The sequence below is a fragment of the Micromonospora sp. NPDC049801 genome, assembly GCF_040656575.1.
In the GTDB taxonomy this organism is placed as follows: domain Bacteria; phylum Actinomycetota; class Actinomycetes; order Mycobacteriales; family Micromonosporaceae; genus Micromonospora.
In genome coordinates this window covers 142,095-164,434 of the sequence record NZ_JBFAMS010000005.1, presented here as the reverse complement: position 1 = coordinate 164,434, position 22,340 = coordinate 142,095, and the positions used below count along the sequence as shown (strand labels likewise).

23 protein-coding genes are annotated in these 22,340 nt (G+C 71.6%); 13 read left to right on the top strand and 10 right to left on the bottom strand.

Annotated elements, in window-relative coordinates; all coding sequences use genetic code 11:
* Positions 1-396 precede the first annotated feature (396 nt).
* Positions 397-624 carry a winged helix-turn-helix domain-containing protein gene (locus AB0I89_RS11340; protein WP_357123845.1) on the bottom strand — a complete coding sequence of 76 codons (228 nt, stop codon included), beginning with the start codon at positions 622-624 and terminating at the stop codon, positions 397-399.
* A gap of 437 nt (positions 625-1,061) precedes the next feature.
* Between AB0I89_RS11340 and AB0I89_RS11335 the strand changes: the two genes are divergently transcribed.
* A complete protein-coding gene (locus AB0I89_RS11335; protein ID WP_357123842.1) occupies positions 1,062-1,322 on the top strand; it encodes a hypothetical protein in 261 nt (86 codons plus the stop codon).
* 103 nt (positions 1,323-1,425) lie between these two features.
* Here AB0I89_RS11335 and AB0I89_RS11330 read toward each other — a convergent pair whose 3' ends face one another.
* Positions 1,426-2,370, bottom strand: a complete 945-nt coding sequence (locus tag AB0I89_RS11330) for a zinc metalloprotease (RefSeq protein WP_357123839.1) — start codon at positions 2,368-2,370, stop codon at positions 1,426-1,428.
* A gap of 265 nt (positions 2,371-2,635) precedes the next feature.
* Between AB0I89_RS11330 and AB0I89_RS11325 the strand changes: the two genes are divergently transcribed.
* Positions 2,636-3,298: a tetratricopeptide repeat protein gene (locus AB0I89_RS11325; protein WP_357123837.1), complete on the top strand. Its 663-nt coding sequence runs from the start codon at positions 2,636-2,638 to the stop codon at positions 3,296-3,298.
* Between the two features lies 1 nt (position 3,299).
* On the opposite strand, the gene AB0I89_RS11320 is transcribed toward AB0I89_RS11325, so the two are convergent.
* Positions 3,300-4,052: a TIGR03089 family protein gene (locus AB0I89_RS11320; protein WP_357123834.1), complete on the bottom strand. Its 753-nt coding sequence runs from the start codon at positions 4,050-4,052 to the stop codon at positions 3,300-3,302.
* Between the two features lie 146 nt (positions 4,053-4,198).
* Between AB0I89_RS11320 and AB0I89_RS11315 the strand changes: the two genes are divergently transcribed.
* Positions 4,199-5,263, top strand: coding sequence for a hypothetical protein (locus tag AB0I89_RS11315; RefSeq protein ID WP_357123831.1), 1,065 nt, complete (start codon positions 4,199-4,201; stop codon positions 5,261-5,263).
* On the opposite strand, the gene AB0I89_RS11310 is transcribed toward AB0I89_RS11315, so the two are convergent.
* From AB0I89_RS11310 to AB0I89_RS11300, 3 genes are all read right to left on the bottom strand, one after another.
* Positions 5,247-6,131, bottom strand: coding sequence for a hypothetical protein (locus AB0I89_RS11310; protein WP_357123828.1), 885 nt, complete (start codon positions 6,129-6,131; stop codon positions 5,247-5,249). The genes AB0I89_RS11315 and AB0I89_RS11310 overlap by 17 nt on opposite strands.
* 5 nt (positions 6,132-6,136) lie before the next feature.
* Positions 6,137-6,655, bottom strand: coding sequence for a SigE family RNA polymerase sigma factor (locus AB0I89_RS11305; RefSeq protein ID WP_357123825.1), 519 nt, complete (start codon positions 6,653-6,655; stop codon positions 6,137-6,139).
* 67 nt (positions 6,656-6,722) lie between these two features.
* Positions 6,723-7,091, bottom strand: a complete 369-nt coding sequence (locus tag AB0I89_RS11300; protein ID WP_357123822.1) for a MerR family transcriptional regulator — start codon at positions 7,089-7,091, stop codon at positions 6,723-6,725.
* A gap of 58 nt (positions 7,092-7,149) precedes the next feature.
* Here AB0I89_RS11300 and AB0I89_RS11295 point away from each other — a divergent pair, with 58 nt between their 5' ends.
* The 3 genes from AB0I89_RS11295 to AB0I89_RS11285 all read left to right on the top strand — a co-directional run bounded on the left by AB0I89_RS11295 (position 7,150) and on the right by AB0I89_RS11285 (position 11,516).
* Positions 7,150-8,058 carry an NAD(P)-binding domain-containing protein gene (locus tag AB0I89_RS11295; RefSeq protein ID WP_357123819.1) on the top strand — a complete coding sequence of 303 codons (909 nt, stop codon included), beginning with the start codon at positions 7,150-7,152 and terminating at the stop codon, positions 8,056-8,058.
* 138 nt (positions 8,059-8,196) lie between these two features.
* On the top strand, positions 8,197-10,503 hold the full coding sequence (locus AB0I89_RS11290) for an esterase-like activity of phytase family protein (RefSeq protein ID WP_357123816.1): 2,307 nt from the start codon (positions 8,197-8,199) through the stop codon (positions 10,501-10,503).
* A 245-nt stretch (positions 10,504-10,748) separates the two neighbouring features.
* Positions 10,749-11,516: an alpha/beta hydrolase gene (locus tag AB0I89_RS11285; RefSeq protein WP_357123813.1), complete on the top strand. Its 768-nt coding sequence runs from the start codon at positions 10,749-10,751 to the stop codon at positions 11,514-11,516.
* A gap of 47 nt (positions 11,517-11,563) precedes the next feature.
* Here the strand turns inward: AB0I89_RS11285 and ligD (AB0I89_RS11280) are convergent, their stop codons facing one another.
* Positions 11,564-12,475, bottom strand: coding sequence for a non-homologous end-joining DNA ligase (ligD, locus tag AB0I89_RS11280; protein WP_357123810.1), 912 nt, complete (start codon positions 12,473-12,475; stop codon positions 11,564-11,566).
* Complete coding sequence (gene ligD / locus AB0I89_RS11275) at positions 12,465-13,406, bottom strand: non-homologous end-joining DNA ligase (protein WP_357123807.1); 942 nt, start codon at positions 13,404-13,406, stop codon at positions 12,465-12,467. The genes ligD (AB0I89_RS11280) and ligD (AB0I89_RS11275) overlap by 11 nt, the downstream gene beginning before the upstream one ends.
* A gap of 85 nt (positions 13,407-13,491) precedes the next feature.
* Here ligD (AB0I89_RS11275) and AB0I89_RS11270 point away from each other — a divergent pair, with 85 nt between their 5' ends.
* The 6 genes from AB0I89_RS11270 to AB0I89_RS11245 all read left to right on the top strand — a co-directional run bounded on the left by AB0I89_RS11270 (position 13,492) and on the right by AB0I89_RS11245 (position 18,832).
* On the top strand, positions 13,492-14,514 hold the full coding sequence (locus AB0I89_RS11270; protein WP_357123804.1) for a Ku protein: 1,023 nt from the start codon (positions 13,492-13,494) through the stop codon (positions 14,512-14,514).
* A 71-nt stretch (positions 14,515-14,585) separates the two neighbouring features.
* Entirely contained in the window at positions 14,586-15,224 is a 639-nt protein-coding gene (locus tag AB0I89_RS11265) for a DUF4241 domain-containing protein (RefSeq protein ID WP_357123801.1), read from the top strand.
* 101 nt (positions 15,225-15,325) lie between these two features.
* Positions 15,326-16,048: an FKBP-type peptidyl-prolyl cis-trans isomerase gene (locus tag AB0I89_RS11260; RefSeq protein ID WP_357124659.1), complete on the top strand. Its 723-nt coding sequence runs from the start codon at positions 15,326-15,328 to the stop codon at positions 16,046-16,048.
* 189 nt (positions 16,049-16,237) lie between these two features.
* Positions 16,238-17,062: a hypothetical protein gene (locus AB0I89_RS11255; RefSeq protein ID WP_357124655.1), complete on the top strand. Its 825-nt coding sequence runs from the start codon at positions 16,238-16,240 to the stop codon at positions 17,060-17,062.
* Between the two features lie 32 nt (positions 17,063-17,094).
* Entirely contained in the window at positions 17,095-17,748 is a 654-nt protein-coding gene (locus tag AB0I89_RS11250) for an HAD family phosphatase (protein ID WP_357123798.1), read from the top strand.
* A gap of 73 nt (positions 17,749-17,821) precedes the next feature.
* Positions 17,822-18,832 (top strand): NADPH:quinone reductase, encoded by a 1,011-nt coding sequence (locus tag AB0I89_RS11245; protein ID WP_357123794.1) that lies wholly within the window; start codon positions 17,822-17,824, stop codon positions 18,830-18,832.
* A gap of 186 nt (positions 18,833-19,018) precedes the next feature.
* On the opposite strand, the gene AB0I89_RS11240 is transcribed toward AB0I89_RS11245, so the two are convergent.
* Positions 19,019-20,653, bottom strand: a complete 1,635-nt coding sequence (locus tag AB0I89_RS11240) for a fatty acid--CoA ligase (protein WP_357124652.1) — start codon at positions 20,651-20,653, stop codon at positions 19,019-19,021.
* A 71-nt stretch (positions 20,654-20,724) separates the two neighbouring features.
* On the opposite strand from AB0I89_RS11240, the gene AB0I89_RS11235 reads away from it, so the two are divergent.
* Positions 20,725-21,216: an NUDIX domain-containing protein gene (locus AB0I89_RS11235; protein ID WP_357123791.1), complete on the top strand. Its 492-nt coding sequence runs from the start codon at positions 20,725-20,727 to the stop codon at positions 21,214-21,216.
* A 3-nt stretch (positions 21,217-21,219) separates the two neighbouring features.
* Here AB0I89_RS11235 and AB0I89_RS11230 read toward each other — a convergent pair whose 3' ends face one another.
* The gene (locus AB0I89_RS11230; protein WP_357123788.1) at positions 21,220-22,254 is read right to left on the bottom strand and encodes an aldo/keto reductase; all 1,035 of its coding nucleotides are present in this window, start codon (positions 22,252-22,254) and stop codon (positions 21,220-21,222) included.
* Between the last annotated feature and the right edge of the window lie 86 nt (positions 22,255-22,340).

Genomic DNA, 22,340 nt, shown 5'->3' with positions numbered 1-22,340 from the left:
CAGCAGCGCCTACAGGCGGTCACGGGCAAGCCCACCTTCGGCAACGCCGGCCCGCGGGATCGCAAAGGCTCCGGGGTCAAGGGCGGCCCGTAGGAACGTCCCGCAGCGACCCGAAGCACCCTTTAGAGCGGAGGGCGACCCCGCATCCTCTGCGCCGCGTCGTGGCCGGCTGCCGGCTCACGAACTTCAACCACACTTGGCGCTGCCGTCTGCGGCGGCCGGCTTCCCCCTATCTGCGCCAGCCGGTGGCGTGGGCGTGCTCCGCAGCTTTGGGCTGTCCGCTGCGCAGCGCGACGCCCAATCTACGGCTCGTGCGCCTCTCAGGGCCGCCTTGAGACATGCACAGAAGCCTTGGGCCATCGCCGGCGCGCTTCCCCACTGAACAACCACGACTGTTCAGCTCCGAGCGGACTCGGCAACGAAGACGCCGCGACCCGGACGGCCAACCAACACGCCCTGCCCACGCAAGACCGCCACCGCCCGGTGGATCGTCGACACCGACACGTCGTAGTGATCGGACAGCTGTTGAGTAGACGGAATCTTTGACCCGGGCTGGAACTCACCCACCTCAATCCGCCTCAGCAGATCGTTGATCAACTCGTCCATGGTCGGCGGAATCGGCACGTGAAGGCCCCTTGCAGTCGGTTGGCCCTCCCAGTATCGAGCAACAGGTGAAAGAGCGGCAATAACTGACGCAGGAGAAGCAGGTGAGCAGTGGCAGCTAGATTCGACAGGTAAGAGAGCGTTGACAGAGGTGACAGGTATCGGTAGCGTCACCCTCGGTGATGCGGTGCTGCTGCGGTCGGTTGGCGCCTCTCGTACCGGTCTCGCATCGCCGCCGAGACCCCACCCTCCGCGCTCCCCCGGCGCGGCCCTGCTGCCGTACCGCCGATCGAGGCTGCGGTCGCAGGGTGGGGCGGTCTCCGCCGCCCGCAACCGGCGGAGGCCGCCCCCTCCACTTCGACGCGACCCGACGAAGGGCGGTCCCCCGTGCGCGACCTGATCCGCCGGCTGCTGAACCGACGCGAAGAAAGACCACCGACGGCAGCAAGCCAAGACCGATGACCGAGCGCTGGGTGATCCACCTGCCGGTGACCGCGCCCGACCTGTTCCGGGCCCGGATTTTCGCCCGTACCGCCGCCCGCGTGCTGGCCCGGCTCAGCGCCCACGTCGAGCCGGGCGGGGTGACCGTGTCGGCCGAGGACCAGCAGTGCGTACGCCACTGGGTCTTCTGCGACCAGCGACTACCCGCCGGCGGCCGTTGCACCCTGCCGCCCGACCACACCGCGCCCTGCTCCCGGCGAGTCCTCTCCCGGAGATGACCAAGAGGTTTGCGTCACCGATCAGCTTTCCGGTGACGCAAACCTCTTGATCAACACGCTCAACTTGATCAACCCGCTCAAGCTGACCGGCAGCCCCGACAGGTCAGCCGGCGCGGAAGGCTAGCCAGGCGTCGCTCATTCGGTCGGCCTGGCCGGGGGTGAACATGTCCATGCAGGAGTCCTGCGTGTAGTCCATGAAGTTGTGGATCGGGTCCAGGCCGGGCGCGGTGCAGGAGTCCGCGCCGACCGGGCAGTCGAACTGCGGGGCGGCCTCGCGGGGGGTGTCCGCGACGAAGTCGCCGGACGCCGAGCAGCCGTGCGCGAAGGTGTGCTCCAGCATCAGCCAGTGCCCGACCTCGTGGGTCAGCGTGTCACCGAGGGCGTACTTGCCGGCCGTGCCGCCCGGCATCGACTCGTCGAGCATCACCACGCCGTCGATGTAGTCGCGGCCGTTGTTGTAGCCCTTCGGGAAGTACGCCCAGCCGAGGAGCCCGCCACCGATGTTGGCCGCGTACACGTTGAGGGTCTCCGAGTCGCCGGTGTAGAGCGCCTTCTTCATGTCGCGCTCGTTCTTGCCCGGCTCGACCGTGTACCAGGCGCTGTTCACCGTCCACGTCGTGTCGACGAGCGAGAACCGGAACGGCGTGTCCGAGGCGTCCGCCGACGTGCGCCCGGCGTACGAGTCGTTGAGGACCGTCATCTGCGCCGCGATGAGGGTCTTCCAGCGGGCCGTCTCGGCGGCGGTGAAGGGGTGGTCGGAGACCATGTGGAAGACCGTCGGCACGGTGACGCTGCCGTTGGGCAGACGCGGCGCATCCTTGATCACGCCGTAGGCGTTGGCCTCGTTCTTCGAGTACAGCTCCGGCTCTTTGGCCGTTGCGCCCTCGGTGACCCGGGCGGCGCTCTGCTCGCCGGCGCAGGCCGCGACGCCCGGGGACGCGGTCGCGGGAGCGGCGGTGGCCAGCGCCCCGGACGCGCCGCCGGACGCCAAAAACGTGGCGGCGCTGGCGGCGAGAACCGCCAGTCGGAAGGGGGATCTGCTCTGCATCGGTGCACCTTTCGGTGAGGGAGCGGTGCGGGTTCGACGATGCCGTCGCATCGGTATGAGAACACGTCGACGACATCGACAAAAGCCCCTCTGAGCAGGGAATATGCCGATGTAACGGAACCTGATCCGCCAGCGCTGATTGGGTCGCTCCGCGCGACTGCGGGCATGCCCGCGCCACCCGTCGCTGACCATCCACACAGTGCGGGCCTCGACCACTAGGCTGCTGATCCGGCACGCAGTGGCGATGCCAGGACGGGGGCGGCGAATGAACGCCGAAGATCGCATCGAACGGGCCCAAAAGCTCTACGAACAGGCCGTGTACAGCGGCGATGCCCGCGTACTGGCCGACGCCGAACGCGACCTGGACGCGGTGGAGGCCGACGCCGCGCTGGCCCGTGGGCGGATCCTGCACGCCCGGTATCTCGACGAACGCGCCCGGGGCGACACGTCGCCCGTCGAGGACCCGGCGGAACTGCCGTTGTTCGAGCGTGCGAACGAGCTGTACCAGGCCCTCGCCGACACCCGCGGCCAGGCCGAGGCGCTGTTCTGGATCGGCTGCCTGCACCAGGTCATCCGGCGCGACAACGAGACCGCCGTCCCGCACCTGGAAAGGTCCCGCCAACTGGCGGCGCAGGCCGGCGACAGGTCGACCGAAGCCGAGGCACTGCGCCACCTGGGCATCGCGGCACACGTGGCCGGGCGTCTCGATGAGGCGCGCGAGCGGCTGGAGGAGTCGTCTCGGCTGCGCCAAGAGATCGGAGCGCTGCCGGGTGTGGCCGCCAACATGGTCGGGCTGGCCTACGTCGCCGCCGCCCAGGACCGCCACGCGGACGCGCTCGCGACCCTCGACGAGGCGGACGCCATCGCGCAGGCGCACGGCGCCCATGCCGTCGTGCGCCAGATCGAAGAAGCGAGAACGCAGATCTAGATCAGAGGATTCGGGTGACGTGCTCGGCGGCGACGACCGCGTCCCGTCGGGCCGGGTCGAGGTTGGCGCTGATGACCACTGACGCGCCGGCCGAGAGCGGCGCGAGCAGCCACTTCAGCGGCTGCTCGTGCTCGGCGGCATCCACCAGCAGCCGGTCGCCGGCGCGCAGGTCGAGCATGCCGGCGACCTCCCGGGCGAGCGCGCCCCACTGCCCGTAGGTCGTGCCGTCCGCGCTCGCCGGGTCCGTCGGGTGGATGGCGGTGTGGTCGGGCGTGACGTCCGGGTGGCGAAGCACCTCGGCGGACCAGTCCAACCAGCCCAGCGGCACGTCGGCGAGCCGGCCCGGCCCGGTGCCGACCAGGTAGCGGTGCGGCGCGTCCGGCACGTCCTCCAACCAGTCGTCCTGGCGTTCCGGCGTCACGAAGACCGCGTCGAACGGCCGGTCGCCGCCGGGCTCCAGCACCGGCAGGCCCGCCGTGGCACGCGGCCGGAACGACACCGCCAGGCCGCACGCCCACGCCCCCAACAACACCGCGGCGGTACGCCAGTGCGGCGGCAGTAACACCGCTACGCGGCTGCCGGGGCCGAGCCCGCAGCCGTCCCGCAGCAGGCTCGCGCTGCGCGCGGACCAGGCGCCGACCTGCTGGGCGGTGAGGTCGACGCGCTCGCCGGTCGCCTCGTCCCGGTAGCTGAGCAGCGGGCTCTCGATGGCGGTGGGCGGGACCGTCAGGTCGGCCGTGGCGTGTGGCTGCATCCGCGTGCTCCCGGTGGTGACGACGTCCGCACCACCCTACGCAACGACTTTGGTCGCCGTGGCCATCGGCCGATGGCCGTAGCGGCTAGCCGGCTGGCTCGCGCACGGTGACCGGCGACCCCCGACCGAGCCGCCGAGGAGCATCCGTGCCGACCGAACCCGACCGTGCCGACCGTCCGCCGCTGCGCCGCCGGCTCGTGCCGGTGGTGGCGTTGCTGCTGCTCGCGCCCTGGGCGGCCGAGTGCTCGTGGGGCGGCTTCGCCATCGACGACTTCCTCCCGGTGATCATCGCCCTGGGCCCGATGTACGGCGGGGCGGCGATCCTGATCCGGGAGGCCGCCCGACGCCTAGGCGCGGGATGGCCGGCGATCGTGCTGCTCGCCGCCGCGTTCGGCGTCCTGCAGGCCGGTCTGGTGGACCAGTCGCTGTTCAACCCCGGCTACCTCGACGACACCCAGTACGCCGACACCCGCGCCGCCGCCGAGGCGTCGCTGGTGCCGGGGCTCGGGTTCAGCCTCCGGCAGGCGTACGACTACGTCGGCAACCACATCCTGCTGACCATCTGCGCGCCGATCGTGTTCGTCGAGTCGTTCCTCGGCGCGAAGCGGCGGCATCGGCCGTGGCTCGGGCGACCCGGGCTCGCGGTGGTCGGCGTGCTCTACCTGCTCGGCAGCCTGCTGGTCTTCACCTCGCCCGAGGGCCGCAAGAACTTCCTGGCCAGCCCGCTGCAACTGAGCTTCGCCACGGCGGTCGTCCTCGCCCTGGTCGCGGTGGCCCTGCTGCCCCGCTGGCGTCGTACCCGTCCGCGTCGCGCCCGGCGGGTGCCGCACCCGCTCTGGGTCGGCCTACTGGTCGTCGTCGCCCACCTCTTCACCGACCCGACGCCCGGCTGGCCGGGGGTGGCCGTCGCGCTGGCGCTCACCGCCGCGCTGGGAGCAGTCGTCGTGTACTGGTCGGGGAGCGAACGCTGGGATCAGCGGCACGTGCTCGCCGCCGCCTCAGCGAACGTGGTCAGCGCCGCCGCGTTCGCGTACCTGGTGCCGCCGTACTCCCCGGCGAGCCCGGCAGCGGCCCTGGCCGGCGACGTCGCGGTGAGTGTCGTGACCCTGGCCCTGGTCGTGGGCGCGTGGTGGCGACTGCGCCCTGCCCCGTCCGGCCCGGCGTCCACCAGTGTGGACGCCGGGCCACCCGCTGCTACCTGGAGACCATGACGACGTCGGTCGGGCGTTCGACCTTCACCTCGACGCCGTAGTCGAACAGCGCGAGGGTCGAGGTGACCGTCCCCCGGTCCAGCCGGCCCTTCGCCGTCGACTCCCAGGTGACGGTGAGCGCCACCGTCGCGATCCGGCCGTCGCCGTCCAGCGTGACGTCACCGGCCGTGCTGCTCGACCAGTCCCGGGCCGCCGTCGTGTACGTGAAGTGCAGGGTGCCGTCCGGGTTCTCGGTGACCGTCGCGTTCGCGCTGCTCAACGCGGCGAACAGGGCGGCCGGGTCGGGTTGGGCAGCACCCAACACGGCGTTCCCGTCGCCCTGCAAGGAGAGGCGGTCGTACCTACCGGGGTACTGCCCATAGCGGCCGTACGTCTCGCCCGGTCCCTTGTCGGGCGGCAGCTCGCCCTGCGGCCGTTCCGCGCCCTCGTACCGGGTGCCGTCAATCAGCAGTTCGGTCTGGATCGAGTCGTCGTGCGGCACGCGCACGTACCCCGTGGCGGTCCTCGGGTCGAACGCGCCCTCGTACGTCAGCCCGTGCGGACCCGAGTTGGTGAGTCGCATCCGGTAGCTGATGTTCTCGCTGGCGGTGGCCGCCGAGACCAGGCGCAGCGCCGGCGAGACCTGCTCCGGACGCGCGGCCCGGGCGGTGACGCCGGGACGCTCGGGTGGGGCGTTCGTCGTCACCGTGACGGCGGTGCCGACGCCCAACGCCAGCAGGGCGCAGGTCGTACCGGCCAGGGCGGTGGCCCGGCGGCGGCGACCCCGCCGACCGCGTTCGATCAGCGCCGGCACGTCCGGGGCGGAATCCGGTTCGCCGTCCACGAGGTCGTGTAGTCCGCGTACGAGACGGTCGTCGATGTCGTTCATGACTGTCACCTGCTCACCGAGTCGAAGGATCTGTTCAGGAGGTGTCGCAACGCGCCCAACGCCCGGGCGTTCTGGCTCTTGACGGTGCCCAGCGAGCAACCCAGGATCTGAGCGACCTCGCGCTCGCTCAGGTCCTCGTAGTGGCGCAGCACTACGACCGCGCGTTGCTTCGCCGGCAGCGCCAGCAGCGCCCGGCGCAGGACGTCGGCGTCGGGGTCGCTGCCGCCACCCGGGGCGGCCCGGTCGGGAACGTCCGCGACGAGGCTCTCGCGGCGGCGGCGCCGCCAGATCGAGGTGTGGTTGTTGACCAGCGCCCGGCGAAGGTAGGCGTGCGGGTCGTCGAGTCGGGACAGCCGCCGCCACCGCTCGTAGACCCGGACCAGGCTGTCCTGGAGCAACTCCTCGGCCCGCCAGCGGTCGCCGCAGAGCAGCATGGCCAGCCGGATATGTCGCTCCCACGCCACCTCGACGAACGCGACGTAGGACCGGTCCGTCGCGGACAGAGGATTCTGTTGGTCGGTCACGCCCCTACCACGCAGCGGGCCCGCAGAAGGTTGTCGCGGCGGCCACCCTTCGCAGGCCGGACGGTGCTCAGAACTGGTCGCGGGCCCGGGCGCCGGCCTGGATGAGCCGGTCCAGAACCGCGCGAGCACCGGCGAGCTGGTCGATGGACGTGGTGATCCGATCGCGCTCCACCGCGAGAGCGTCGAGGAGCTCGGGGCAGGTGGGAGCCAGCACGGTGGCGTCATCCGGGATGCAGGGAAGGATCTCGGCGATCGCTGCGGTGTTCAAGCCGGCGGACAACAACAGTTGGATGTGCCGCACCGCCCGCAGCGCCTGGGAGTCGTAGTGGCGGTAACCGCTGGCGAGACGGGCCGGCTGCAGGAGGCCCTGCTCCTCGTAGTACCGCAGGGCGCGGGGGGTGGTGCCCGCCTCCCGCGCCAGTTCGCTGATCCGCACCCCGACAGCAGATCAGGGCTTGACCTTCACGTCAACGTCAAGGTTTAGCGTCGTCGCCGTGACACACCGCAACCTGGACAATCAATCCGGCACCGTCGCCGTGCTGGGGCTCGGCCCGATGGGCCGGGCGCTGGCCGCCGCGTCGCTCGCCGCCGGCCACCCCACCGTGCTCTGGAACCGCTCACCCGCCAAGGCGAGCGCGCTGGTGGCCCAGGGTGCGGTGCTCGCTCCGACGGTGGCCGACGCGGCACAACGGGCATCGGTCGTCATCGCCTGCGTCATGAACTACCGAGCGGTCCGCGCCATCCTGTCGGGGCTCGAACGCCCGCCGAGCGGACCATTCGTCAACCTCAGCAGCGGGCACGCCGCCGAGGCACGGGACATGGCGGACTGGGCCGCGCAGCGGGGCGTCAGCTACCTCGACGGCGCCATCCTGACGCCCGCGCCGACCATCGGCACACCGGCCGCGACGATTCTCTACAGCGGTCCGCGAACCCTCTTCGACGAGAGCCTTCCCCGGTTGGAGAGCTTCGGTGGATCCAGCGCCTACCTCGGGGCGGACGTCGGCACGGCGGCGGCGTACGAGATGGCGCTGCTCGACCTGTTCGCCATGTCCGTCGGCGGGCTCGCGCACGCCTTCGCCCTGGCCAGCACCGAAGGTATCGCCCCGACCGCGTTCGCTCGCTTCGCCAGAGGAATCGGTGGCCTGTTGCCCGACATGGCCGACCGGTTCGCCGACCAACTCACGTCCGGGGCCTTCGCCGCCGACATCTCCACCATCGCGTCGGCCGGCTCGGCGATCGGCCACGTCCGGGACGCCGCGGCCGCACGCGGTGTCGACCCCACGCCGCTACAGGCCGTGCAATCGATCATCGAACAGGCCATCGCGGCGGGCCACGGAGGCGACAGCTACGCCCGGCTGGCCCAGTCGCTCGTACCAGCCGATCCGGCGGAGGCGGCACGATGATCACGGTCAGCGGCGACTAAACGCCGTCGCAGCGGCTGACGTCGCTTCAGCGCTTCGCCCGCTGTTCACGTCGCGGCAAGCTGACGCTCCCCGGCGAGTGCCAGCCTCCGAGCGGGTACGAACCGACGGAGGAAGTCCTTGACACTCAGAAGAACACTCACCGCGCTGACCGCGGCCGGTGTGGCTGCCGCCAGCCTGACCGGGGCCACCCCCGCCACGGCCGGCGTACACCACCACCCGGGACCGGCACTCGCCTTTGACCGGGTCGCCACGTACCCGGTCTTCCAGAACCGCCCGGCCGGCGAGGACCCCGCGACCGCGACGGTCGCCGAGATCTCGACGGTCAGCGAGGACGGCCGCACCCTGATCTACACCGATGCGCTGGCCCGGCGCATCGGCTTCCTGGACATCTCCCGGTCGGACCGGCCACAGGGCCTCGGCACGCTCTCGCTGGCGCAGCTCGGCGACGCCGAGGACGAGCCCACCTCGGTGACCGTGGTCGGCCGGTACGTGCTGGTGGTGGTGAACACCAGCAGCAGCTACACCGAGCCGTCCGGCCGACTCGACGTGATCGAGCTGGCAACTCGCCAGCGGGTGACGAGCTTCGACCTCGGCGGTCAGCCCGACTCGATCGCGGTCAGCAAGGACAAGCGGTACGCCGCGATCGCCATCGAGAACGAGCGCGACGAGGAGGCCACCCCGCCGGGCGGCGAGGAGGGCGACCTTCCCCAGGCGCCCGCCGGCTTCGTGCAGGTCGTCGACCTGACCGGGAAGTCCCCGGCCGGGTGGCGGCTGCGACCGGTCGCGCTCACCGGCGCCGACGGCAGCGCGCTGCCCGCGCTTGTCCACGCCGGGCTGGCCGCGCCGACCGACCCGGAGCCGGAGTACGTCTCGATCAACGGCCGGAACGAGCTGGCCGTGACGCTTCAGGAGAACAACGGCGTCGCCCTGATCGACCTGCCCACCGGCCGGATCACCAAGGTGTTCAGCGCGGGCACCGCCACGATCAGCGGGGTCGACACCACTAAGGACGGTGTCATCGACCTGACCGGCAGCATCACCGACGTCCCGCGCGAGCCGGACGCGGTGGCCTGGGTCGACGACCGCTACCTGGCCACGGCCAACGAGGGTGACTGGCACGGCGGCACGCGTGGCTGGTCGGTCTTCGACAGCCGGACCGGGCGGGTCGCCTGGGACGCCGGCAACACCTTCGAGCGGCTCGCCGTCACGTACGGGCTGCACAACGAGGACCGGGCCGGCAAGAAGGGCACCGAGCCGGAGGGCGTGGCCGTCGCCGAGTACGACGGCGTGCGGTACGCCTTCGTCGGCTCGGAGCGCAGCAACTTCGTCGCCGTGTACGAACTGGGCGACCCCACCCGGCCGGTGTTCCGGCAGATCCTGCCGACCACGAACGGACCGGAGGGCCTGCTGCCCATCCCGTCGCGCGGCCTGCTCGCCGTCTCCAGCGAGACGGACGACGCGTCGGTCAACGTCCGGGCATCGGTGTCTCTCTTCCGGATCGGCAGGGGCACCACGGCCTTCCCGAGCATCGTCTCCGCGTCGGAGGAGTCAGGCGCTCCGATCGGGTGGGGCGCACTCGGCGCGTTGAGCGCGGTGCCGGGTAAGCGGGACGAGCTCTACAGCGTCACCGACGCTGCGTACAGCCAGACCCGGATCCTCACCATCGACGCGAAGCGCACGCCCGCCGTGATCACCGGCGCGCTGCCGGTGCGGGACGCGGCCGGCACGCCGGTCGGGTACGACGCGGAGGGCATCTTCGCCCGCCCGCAGGGCGGCTTCTGGCTCGCCGTCGAGGGTGCCAAGGGCACGGAGAACAGGCTGGTCCGGCTCGACGCTGCCGGGGTGACCCGGCAGAGCGTCGCGCTGCCCGCCGAGGTCGCTGCCGGCCTGGGCAAGCAGGGCCTGGAGGGCGTCACGGCGACGACCGACCGGCAGGGCCGGGAGATCGTCTGGGTGGCCGTGCAGCGGGAGCTGAGCACCGACCCGGCCGGCATCGTGCGTCTCGGCCGGTACGACGTCACGGCGGGCACCTGGAGCTGGTTCGGCTACCAGTTGGAGAGCACCACCGTGCCGGGCGACTGGATGGGGCTCTCCGAGATCACCGTGGTCGGCGACCGGTTGGCGGTCATCGAGCGGGACAAGCTCAACGGCCCGGCCGCCACGGTGAAGCGGATCTACACCGTGCCGCTGCCGGTCGCGGCGGCGACCGGCCCGTTGACCGTGCTCCCGAAGAAACTCGCCGTCGACGTGCTGCCCGCGCTCCGGGCCACCAACGGTTGGACCCAGGAGAAGCTGGAGGGTCTGACCGTGTCCGGCAACGGCGAGGTGTACGCGATCACCGACAACGACGGGGTCAAGGACGCCACCGGCGAGACGGTGCTCCTGCGCCTCGGCGCGAGCCGGAAGGTCTTCGGCCAAAAGTGACCGCCGACCGCCCGGCGCCCCTCGATCAGGCGGGCGCCGGGCGGCGCGGTGTTGTCACGAGCACGCGGCGAACGGCCGGTCGAAGCCCTCGTTATCGTTGACCACATCCCGACGGCCATGTTCATCCGCACTCTCTTCGGGATGGGCCCGTGGCAGAAGCGAGATGCTCCATGATCCGTCCCGACGTGTCGAAACTCCGCGCAGATTCGCGGCGGCGAGCCGCAAACCGTCCCCCAGGTCCCGCGTTGACCAAGGTCGAAGATCTCCGTGGACCGAACGGGATCGTTCTGCGCCACTACCGGCCCTCCGAGCGGGCGCGGCCGCTGGTTGTCTTTGCCCACGGTGGCGCCTTCGTCCTGGGTGACCTGGACACCCATGACCGAACCTGTCGCCGCATCGCGGACGCGTGCGACGTCGAGGTGTTGGCCGTCGACTACCGGCGTGCGCCGGAGCATCCCTACCCTGCGGCCATCGAGGACGTGGTGTCGGTGCTCCGTTGGGCGCGCCCGGCAGCGGTTGCCGGGGACAGTGCCGGCGGCTACCTGGCGACCATGGCCTGCCTGCGGCTGCGCGACGCGGGCAATCCCCTGCCCGCCCTTCAGGTCCTGATCTGCCCGAACACCGACCTGACGCTTTCACAGGCCAGCATCGTGGAAATGGGCAACGGTCACGCGCTTGATGCCGACTTCCTCGCCTGGGCCATTACGCAGTGGACGCCCGACCCTGTCGATCGCGCGCCCGCCAGCCCCTTGCTGGCAGCAGACCTGCACGGCATGCCCGATGCGCTCATCGTGACCGCCGAGCACGACGCGCTGCGTGATGAAGGCGATGCCTACGCCCACCGGTTGGCGCAGGCCGGGGCACGGGTGGTGCACTGGCAGGAGGCCGGCCTGGAGCACGGCTTCATCCAGAACACGGACCCGGCATTGGCAGAGGCGGCCGCCCAGGCACGGTTGTTCGACGAACTCGCCGCGCTGATCCGCGGAGAGCCCGACCCGCCGCACGGGAACTGAACTGCCGATGTTGACCTGCCACAAGCGGACGTCCTGAAGGGCTGGTCTCAGTCGGGCAGTTCCGGGCCGCCGTCGAGCAGCGCGGCCAGCAGGTCGCCGTACTCCTCGACCCGGTCCAGGACCTCGGCGGCGGTGAACTGGCGGACGGCCGGCTTCCGGCCGCGCGCGCCGGCCTCGACCTCGTCCCAGGTCAGCGGCGTCGATACCGACGGCACCGACTGCGCCCGCAGGGAGTACGGCGCGACGGTGGTCTTCGCCGCGTTGTTCTGGCTCCAGTCGATGAACACCTTGCCCGGACGCAGGTTCTTCGCCATCTTCGAGACGATCAGCTTCGGGTGCGCCTTCTCCAACTCCTGCGCGATCCGACGCGCGTAGGCGGAGACGTCGTCGGCGGACTGGGTGCCGGCGATCGGGCAGCAGAGCTGCATGCCCTTCTTGCCGGACGTCTTCGGGTACGAGTCGATGCCGTCGTCGGCGAGCCGGTCGCGCATCAGCACCGCCACCGGGCAGCACTCGGCGAGGCCGGCCGGCGGTCCCGGGTCCAGGTCGACCACCATCATGTCCGGGTGCTCGCCGACCTTCCACTGCGGCGTGTGCAGTTCCAGCGCGGCGAGGTTGGCCAGCCAGACCAGGGTGGGCAGGTCGTCGGCGACGACGTAGTCGATGGTCTCCCGACCCTTCGTCGACCCGGGCGCGGGCAGCGTCTCGACGCGTACCCAGTCGGGGGTCGCGGCCGGTTTGTTCTTCTCGAAGAAGGACTTGTCGTCCACCCCGTTCGGAAAGCGGATGCGGGTGACCGGCCGGTCGGCCAGGTGCGGCAGCAGCACCGGCGAGATCCGGGTGTAGTAGTCGATCACCTCGCCCTTGGTGAAGCCGACCGCCGGATAGAGGACCTTGTCCAGGTTGGACAGCTCCAACGCGCGGCCCTCGACGTCCACCCGCAGCTTCTCAGCCGGCATCGTCGACCTCCTCCGGCGGCTTGTCCGGGCGCAACCGCAGCACCCGGGGGAAGCGCAGCCGGCCGTCGGGGGTGCGCTGGCCGTACTTCACCTCCACCACCACCCGGGGTGCTACCCAGATGGCCCCCCGGGCATCCTCGCGCGGCACGCCCGCCGCGAACGGTGACGCGCCGGTACGCAGCGGCTCCAGCTCGGCGAGCAGCTGCCGTTCGATGGCCGCGCCGATCCCGCCGCCGACCCGACCACGGTAGGTCAGCCGGCCGTCCGGGCCGGGCACCCCGACCAGCAGCCCGCCGATGCGACGCGCGCCCGGCCGCCAGCCCCCGACGACGAAGTCGCCGGTCACCTCCAGTTTGACCTTCACCCAGTCCGGCGAGCGAACCCCGGGGCGGTAGACGGCGCCGACCCGCTTGGCCATCACGCCCTCCAGACCGTGCTCCCCGGCGGCCTCGTAGGTGGCCGGGCCGTCGGCGAACACCGGCGGCACCGCCCACCGCGCGCCGCCGAGCGCGAGCGCGTCCAGGGCCTCCCGGCGACGCTCGTACGACCAGCCGGTCAGATCGTCGCCTTTCAGGCGCAGCAGATCGAAGATCATGTACGTCACCGGCATCACCGCCGCCAGCCGGGCGGCCTTGGCGTGGTCCCGGACGTGCATCCGCTCGGCCAACGCGGTGAACGACGGCTGCCCACCCTCGCCCAGCAGCACCACCTCGCCGTCGAGCAGCGCGTCGTCGACCTGCGAGGACAGGGTGGCCAGTTCGGGGTACGCGGCGGTGATCTCCACGCCGGAGCGGGCATACAGGTGTTGGGCACCGCCGGAGATGTTGGCGAGCGCCCGGACCCCGTCCCACTTGAACTCGTACGCCCAGCCGTCACCCGCCGGGAGCGGCCCGGTCATCGCGAGCATCGGCTTGAGCGGCGCGCCGGGCACGACCCGACTGTAGTAGCAGGCCGAACACCTCGCGTGGAGTTCCTGCGGATGCGAGCATGGTCGATATCGGGGAAGGGAGCGCAGGATGCGTGCCATCTGGAAGGGAGCCGTGTCGTTCGGGCTCGTCTCGATCGGGGTGAAGCTCTACTCGGCGACCGAGGAGAAGGACATTCGGTTCCACCAGGTGCACCGCGAGGACGGCGGTCGCATCCGCTACAAGCGCACCTGCTCGGTCTGCGGCGAGGAGGTCACCTACGACGACATCGCCAAGGGCTACGACATCGGCGGCGGCGAGATGGTGATCCTCACCGACGAGGACTTCGCCGACCTGCCGCTGACCAGCTCCCGGGCGATCGACGTGCTGGAGTTCGTCCCCGCCGAGCAGGTCGACCCGATCCTCTACAACAAGGCCTACTACCTGGAGCCGGAGGGCACGGCCACCAAGCCGTACGTGCTGCTGCGGGACGCGCTTCTCGACTCGGAGCGGGTGGCCATCGTCAAGGTCGCGCTGCGCCAGCGGGAGCAGTTGGCGACCCTGCGGGTCCGCGAAGGTGTGCTGCTGCTCAACACGATGCTCTGGCCGGACGAGATCCGTACCCCCGAGTTCGGATTCCTCGACGAGGACCTCAAGGTGCGTCCGCCGGAGCTGGCGATGGCCAGCTCCCTGATCGACTCGATGACCGGGGAGTTCGAGCCGGACGTCTTCACCGACGACTACCGGGCCGCGTTGCAGGAGGTCATCGACGCCAAGGTGGAGGGTCGGGAGGTCGTCCAGCCGGAGGAGGTCGAGGAGGCGCCGGCCGCGGCGGTGGACCTGATGGCCGCGCTGAAGGCCTCGGTGGACCGGGCCCGGGCGGCGCGCGGCGAGCAGCCCGCGCGGGGTGGCGGCGGCGAGCCGACGCCCATCTCGTCGGCCCGGTCGGCGCAGAAGGCGGCCGAGAAGAAGGCCGCCCAGGCGCCCGCGAAGAAGACCGCGACGAAGAAGACCGCCGAGAAGAAGGCGGCCGAGCCGGCGAAGAAGACCGCCGCCAAGAAGACCACAGCGAAGAAGGCCGAGCCCGCGAAGAAGACCGCCGCGCGCAAGACCGCACCCCGCAAGAGCGCCTGAGGTACGCGGCACCGACGGTGTCCGCCGGACCGGGTACGCTCCGCCGGCCGTCGGCCACCGGAGGAGCCCCCATGCCGCACACCCCTGACCTGGACCGGTTGTTGACGCCCGGGGCGCGTTTCACCGACGAACACGGCGCGTACCTCGTCGAGGCCCATCCGCTGGGCGACGTCGTACTGCCGACCGGCCGGGTCGTCGGGTGCGATCCGCTGGTCGTACCGGAGGCCGAGCCGTACACGGTGACCGTCGCGCCGGGGCGGTATCCCGGCCGCGCCTGGGTGGCCGTGGTTTTGCGGGAGGACGCCGAGGTGGACCGGCGGGTGGCCGCGCTGGAACTGGTGATCCGCGCCGAGCCGACGACCCGCTGGGAGCAGGCCGTGGTGGGCGACCAGGACGTCGCCGCGCTCGGCGCCGACGACTACTTCGGGTACGGCGTGGACGCCGGTGCCGGCACGCTCGCCGACCCGACCGCGCTCGCCGCCCTGGAGAGCTGGGACGAGGAGCGGATCGAGGATGTCTTCATCCCCGCCGGGCTGCCCTCGTCGCCGGTTCCGGGGCTGATCACGGCGGTGCTGGACGAGGCCACCGGCGCGAACATCGTCACGGTCGCCACGGGCTGGGGCGACGGCTGCTACGGCACCTGGATCGGGCGGACCGCCGACGGGAGGGTCACCTCGTTCGTGACCGACTTCATGGTGGTCCCGGAGTAACGTCCCGCAGACGGCGTTTCTGGGCAATCCGAGTCGTCCGGGGCGGGCACAGCGGGCCGCCGGGCGGGTACCGTGTGCGTCGGCTTTCCCCCCGGCACCGGGTGCCGGCCACACCTTCGCAGCAGGGAGTCGACGACGTGAGCGAGCGCACGCAGGAGAACCGGTCGGAGGGCCAGAGCCCGGCGACGAAGGCGGGGCGGCGGCTGGCCGCCCAGTTGGCGGCGCAGAAGGCGGCCGAGGCGAAGCGCCGCCGCCAGGCCTGGGCCGGCGGGATCGTCGGTGTCGCCGTGATGGCGCTGCTCATCGGCGGTTTCGTCTGGATCGACAAGAACCGGGACGACAAGCCCAGCAACGCCTCCGGCGCCAACCCGTCCGCCTCCGCCGCGGCGCCGGACGCCCCCACCGCGCCGCCCGCGCCGCCCGCGCCGCAGCTTCCCGAGGGCGCGGACCCGGCGTTGGGCAGCAAGCCGACGGTGAAGGCGGGCACGGGCGAGCTGAAGAAGCTCACGGTCACCCCGATGATCAAGGGCACCGGCCCGGCGGTCAAGAAGGGGCAGAACATCACCACCAACTACGTGGGCGTCTTCTACAAGGACGGCAAGGAGTTCGACTCGTCCTGGAACGCCGGCCAGCCGGCCACCTTCCCGATCGGCGTGGGCCAGGTCATCCCCGGCTGGGACCAGGGTCTGGTCGGTGTGACCGTGGGCAGCCGGGTGCAGCTCGACATCCCGGGCGAGCTGGCGTACGGCAACGACGAGGCCAAAGCAGGCGGTCGGCCGACCGGTCCGCTGCGCTTCGTGGTGGACGTGCTCGCCGCCCAGTGACCCGTCCGGATCGCCCCGGTTGTCACCCCGGCGCGATGGCTTTGTTCACATGGGGCTTCCTGCCCGTCACCCTCCGGCAGTAGGTTCGGCGTCACCCCGGGCGGCCGCAGTCCGGGGTGACGACGCGGACGCGGGACGGTGGAGGTACCTGTGACGGCGCTGGAGGATCTCGGGCGTACCACCCGGGTGATGTGGACGTACTTCGAGCCGGTGCATGCGGTCACCTACTTCCACCCTCGGGCCCGCGCCGCGTACGAGGCGGTCGGGCTGCGCGGCTACTGGCGGGGCTACTTCGCCGGCCGGGCCGCGCCGCTGGGCGCCGCCGAGGCCCCTCCGGTCGTCGCCGCCTTCTTCAGCTTCGCACCGCCGATGGTGAGCCGGGCCCTGCCGGCGGTGTGGCGGCTGGCCACCCCGCCGGAGGCGCTGCGCGCCCGGCTGACCGGCGCGGTGCAGGCCCTCGCGGAGCTGACCTACGAGCTGCCCGAGGGGCACCTGGCCGAGGCCGCCGACCTGCTGGAGCGGGCCGCCTCGGCGGCGCAGACCGCCGGTCGGGTGCTCGGGGCGGCCAACGCGGCGCTGCCGGTCGGGGAGTACCCCCTGGCCCGGCTCTGGCAGGCCGCCACCACGCTGCGGGAGCTGCGCGGCGACGGACACACCGCCGCCCTGGTGGCTGCCGGCCTGGACCCGGTGGAGGTGCTGGCCTGGCGCGTCGCGGTGGACATGTCGGCCCAGAGCCTGCTCGGCCGGGGCTGGTCCGAGGAGCAGTGGCGGGCCGCCCGCGAGCGGCTGACGCGGCGCGGCTGGCTGGCCGGGGACGGCACCCCCACCGACGCCGGCCATGCCGAATTCCAGGCGATCGAGGACGCCACCGACCGGTCCGCCGGGCATCCGTGGCAGACGCTCGGCGCGGGCGACACCGACCGCCTTCGGGAGCTGCTGGAACCCTTGGCCCGGTCCTGCCACACGGTGATCCCGCCCGACAGCCCGATCGGGCTGCCCGCGCTGGCCGGCTGACCGTGGGTCCCGCCGTCGGGCAGGATGGGTCCGTGGTGGATGCGGTGGTCTTCGACCTGGACGGCGTGATCGTGGATTCCGAACCGGTGTGGGAGGAGGTCCGGCGGGCGTACGTGGCGGCACACGGTGGCGCCTGGCAGCCCGACACCCAGCGCCGGCTGATGGGCATGAGCACCGGCGAGTGGGCCCACTACCTCAGCGGTGAGCTGGGGGTGCGGCGCACCGCCGCGCAGGTGGCCGACGAGGTGGTGCGGGAGATGGCGCAGCGCTACCGCGAGCACGTGCCGTTGATCGACGGCGCGGTCGACGTGGTACGCCGGTTGGCCGCGCGGTGGCCGCTCGGGTTGGCCAGCTCGTCGCCGACCCGGCTGATCGCCGCGGCACTGGAGGCCACCGGCCTGACCGACGCGTTCGGCGCGACCCTGTCCACCGAGGAGACCGAGCGGGGCAAACCGGCGCCGGACGTGTACCTGAGCGTCGCGCAGCGCCTGGGCGTCGACCCGGCCCGCTGCGCGGCCGTGGAGGACTCGTCCAACGGCGTACGGTCGGCCGCGGCGGCGGGGATGCGGGTGGTGGCGGTGCCCCACGCGTCGTACCCCCTCGATCCGGACGCCGCCGCGCTCGCGGCCGTGACGCTCGGGTCGGTCGGTGAGTTGACCCCGCAGCTGATCGACGGTTTGGCATGACGGGGTCGGTGCGGGGTACCGCAGCAGACGGCACGCCGGCGGCGTGCCACGCCGGCCAGCGAGGGGATCACTGATGAAGGCCATCGTTTACGAGCGCACCGGCGACCCGTCGGTGCTGGAACTGGTGGACCGGCCGGTGCCCGAGCCGGGGCCGGGCGAGGTGCTGGTCCGGATGGCGGTCTCGGGGGTGAACCCGACGGACTGGAAGTCGCGCCGGGCGTTCGCGCCGGACGGGTGGCAGATTCCGGGGCAGGACGGCGCGGGTGTCGTCGAGGCGGTCGGCGAAGGAGTCGGCGGCGAGCTGATCGGCGAGCGGGTCTGGATCTGGGAGGCGGCCTGGCAGCGGCCGTGGGGCACCAGCGCGGAGTACACGCTGGTGCCGGTGCGGCAGGCGGTGCCGCTGGGCGACGCCTCGTTCGAGCTGGGGGCGAGCCTGGGCATTCCGTTCCTCACCGCGCACCGCTGTCTGACGGCCGGCGAGTTCATGCCGGACGCGCTGCGCGCCGGCGCGCTGGCCGACCACATCGTGCTGGTGCAGGGCGGGGCGGGCGCGGTGGGCAACGCGGCGATCCAGCTCGCGCGCTGGGCCGACGCCACGGTGATCGCCACGGTGAGCAGTGCCGAGAAGGCGCAGCTCGCGGCGTCGGCCGGCGCGTCGTACGTGATCAACTATCGCGAGCAGGACGTGGTCGAGGAGGTCGGCAAGATCGCCCCCGACGGGGTCCACACGATCGTGGAGGTCGCGCCCGCCCAGAACGCGGCGATGGACGCGCAACTGATCCGCAACGGCGGGGCGGTCTGCGTGTACGCCGACAACGGCGGCACCGAGATGACGCTCCCGATCCGCCCGCTGTACGTGGTGAACGCCCGGTGGCAGTTCGTGCTGGTCTACACGGAGCCGAAGGCGGCCAAGGCGCAGGGAGTCGTCGACGTGGCGGCGGCCGCCAACCAGGGCGGCATCCGGGTGGGCGCGGACGCCGGTCTGCCGCTGCACCGCTATCCGCTCGCCGACACGGCCGCGGCACACCAGGCGGTCGAGGACTCGGCGGTCGGCAAGGTGCTGATCACCACCAGCGACGCCTGAACGGGTCGTCGGGGACCGGATTTCCCCGTCATCGGGACAGAGGCGAACAATTTTCGCAACAATGACGGTGCGGGGTCACCCGCGTGGAGCGGGCGGCCCCGGCGCGGTGCGAACGCCGGGGCCGCCCTCTGGGGAGGAATGTCAGGAGTACTCCTCTGCCCATAGGCGACGGTGCCCGGTCAAACGTTACGGTGCTGTCAGCTCCCGGACAGTCAGGTCACCTTCGGCGTACCGCGAACGGACGACTTTCTTGTCGAACTTGCCCACGCTGGTCTTCGGCACCGTGTCGATGAACGCCCACCGCTCGGGCAGCTGCCAGCGGGCCACCGAGCCGGCCAGGAAGTCCCGCAGCTCCTCGGCGGTCACCGAGGCGCCCGCACGGACCACCACGGTCGCCAGCGGCCGCTCGTCCCACCGCTCGTCCGGGACACCCACCACGCACGCCTCCAGCACGGCAGGATGGGCCATCAGCGCGTTCTCCAGCTCGACCGACGAAATCCACTCGCCGCCGGACTTGATCACGTCCTTCGCGCGGTCGGTCAGCGTGATGTACCCGTCCGGGGAGAGCGTGCCGACGTCGCCGGTCCGTAGCCAACCGTCGCGGAACTTCTCCGGATCAGGGGCGTCGTCACCGACGTACCGTGCGGTCACCCACGGCCCACGGACCTCCAGCTCGCCCACGGCCGTGCCGTCGGCGGGCAGCGGCTCGCCCGACGGGCCGACGATCCGCGCCTGCACGCCCGCGGGCACGCGACCCTGCGTGTAGCGGTAGCGCCACGCCTCGTCCCCGGCCACCCCGGCGGGCGGACGCGAGACCGACCCCAGCGGCGACATCTCGGTCATCCCCCAGGCGTGGATGACGTCGATCCCGTGCCGCTCGTCGAACGCGTGCATCAGCGCCGGTGGGCAGGCCGAACCGCCGACGATCACCTCGGTGAGCGACGAGCTGTCCACGTCGTGGTCGTCCAGGTAGGCCAGCAGGTCGGTCCAGATGGTCGGCACCGCGCCGGCCAGGGTGGGCCGTTCAGCGGCGATCATCTCGGCGATCGGCGCGGCCTGGAGGAACCGGTCCGGCATGATCAGTGACGCGCCGGAGAGGAACGCCGCGTACGGCAGACCCCACGACATGGCGTGGAACATCGGGACGATGGCCAGCTCCCGGTCGGTCGGTCCGAGACCGAAGCCCTCCGGCATGCAGACCTGCAACGAGTGCAGGTAGATGGACCGGTGCGAGTAGGCGACGCCCTTCGGGTTGCCGGTGGTGCCGGACGTGTAGCAGAGCGCCGCGGCGTCGCGTTCGTCCACCTCCGGCCAGTCGTACACGTCCGGACGGTCGGCGAGCAGCGCGTCCCAGTGGTGCACGGTGATCCGGTTGCCGGCCGCCGCCACCAGCGGGGCCGGGTCGCCGCCGCCGACCACCACGACGTGCCGCACCGTGGTCAGCTCGCCGATCACCCGGGCGAGCAGCGGAATGAGCGTGCTGTCGACCAGCACCACCCGGTCCTGCGCGTGGTTGGCGATGTAGACGACCTGGTCGGGAAAGAGCCGGATGTTGAGCGTGTGCAGCACCGCGCCCATGCTGGGCACCGCGAAGTAGGCCACCAGGTGCTCGTTGTTGTTCCACATGAAGGTGGCGACCCGCTCGTCGCCGGTCACCCCGCACTCGTCGCGCAACGCGTGGGCCAGGCGGGCCGCCGTGCGGCCCACCTCGGCGTACGTCATCCGACGGGGTTCGGCGCCCGTCCAGGTGACCACCTCGGCCGTGCCGTGCACCCCCGCGCCGTGGTCGAGGATGCGGGAGACCTGCAGGGGAGCGTCCATCATCGTGCTACGCATGGGTAACAAGCTAGTGTCGGCGGTCACACGTTGGGAACCCCCGTAAATTGTCGCGGGTGAGCATCTCTTGGGCCGACTCGTACGTGGGGCAGTTACGCGCGCTCGCCGGGGACCGGACGCTGATGTTCGTCGGCGCCCGCGCCGTCGTCAGCGACAACGCGGGCCGCATCCTGCTGATCCAACGCTCCGACAACGGCCAGTGGGCCATGCCCGCCGGGGCCATGGAGCTGGGCGAATCCATCGCCGACTGCGCGGTACGCGAGGTCCGCGAGGAGACCGGCCTGCGGGCGCTACGGGTCTGCGCGTTCGCGCTCTACACCGGCCCGGACCGGACCAGCACCAACATGTACGGGCACACCTACCAGGTCTTCACCACGGCGTTCAAGGTGGAGGAGTGGGACGGGCAACTGACCCGGGTCACCGACGAGACCACCGACGCGGGCTTCTTCGCCCGTGACCGCTTCCCGTCCCCACTCTCCGCGTCGGTCCTGGAGACCCTGGCCGACCTGGACGTCTTCGAGCAGACGAACCGACTGATCCTCAAGTAGGTCCTACTGCGGGTGGCGCATCCCGGCGAAGAACCCCTCCTGGATCCAGTTCGGGTACGAGACCGGCAGCTTGGTGGCCTCGTCCAGCTCGGCGAGATCCTGCTCGCTCAGCGTGAGGTCGGTGGCGGCGATGTTGTCCACCAACTGCTCGTGCTTGCGGGCACCGACGATCACGCTGGTGACCGCCGGCCGGGACAGCAGCCAGGCGATGGCCACCCGGGCCGGGCTGACGTCGTGCCGCTGGGCGACGGCCTTGAGCACGTCGACAACCGCGAAGCCGTGCTCGGAGTCGAACGGCGTGAAACTGGTGTAGCCGGGCTGGGCGCTGCGCGCGCCGCTGTCGGCGACGGCACCATCCCGGCCCACCTTGCCGGAGAGGAAACCACCGGCGAGCGGGCTCCACACGGTCAGCCCGACATTCGCGTCGAGCGCCATCGGCACCACGTCCCGCTCCACGTCCCGACCCAGCAGCGAGTAGTACTCCTGCACCGAGACGAAGCCGGCCAGCTTCTCCCGCGCGGAGATACCCAACGCCTTCGAGATCTGCCAGGCGGCGAAGTTGGCGCAGCCGATGTAGCGGACCTTGCCCTGCCGGACCGCGTCGTCGAGCGCGCGCAGCATCTCCTCCATTGGAGTGACCTGGTCGAAGTTGTGGATCTGGTACAGGTCGATGTGATCGGTGCCCAGCCGGCGCAGGCTGTCCTCCAGGTTCTGCATGATGTGCAGCCGGGAGGTGCCGACGTCGTTCGGACCGGGCCCGGTACGCGAGTGCACCTTGGTGGCCAGCACCACGTCCCGGCGCCGCTTGCCGAGCGCCTGGCCGAGCAGTTCCTCGCTCTCACCGTCGCTGTAGCCGTCGGCCGTGTCGACGAAGTTGACGCCCGCGTCCAGAGCCGTGTCGACCATTCGCTGCGCCTCGGGCAGCGCCAGCGCGCCGAGGGTTCCCCACAGCGGGTGCCCGCTTCCACCGAAGGTCATCGCGCCGAGCGAGATCTCCGAGACGTACACCCCGGTGGTGCCCAGCAGTCGGTACTTCACCTGTGTTGCTCCTCGTGGTGGGTGCGGAGGCCGAGGTCAGGCGCTCCGTGGTCACTATGTCGGACAGTGTGTCCGGCAGCGAGCGT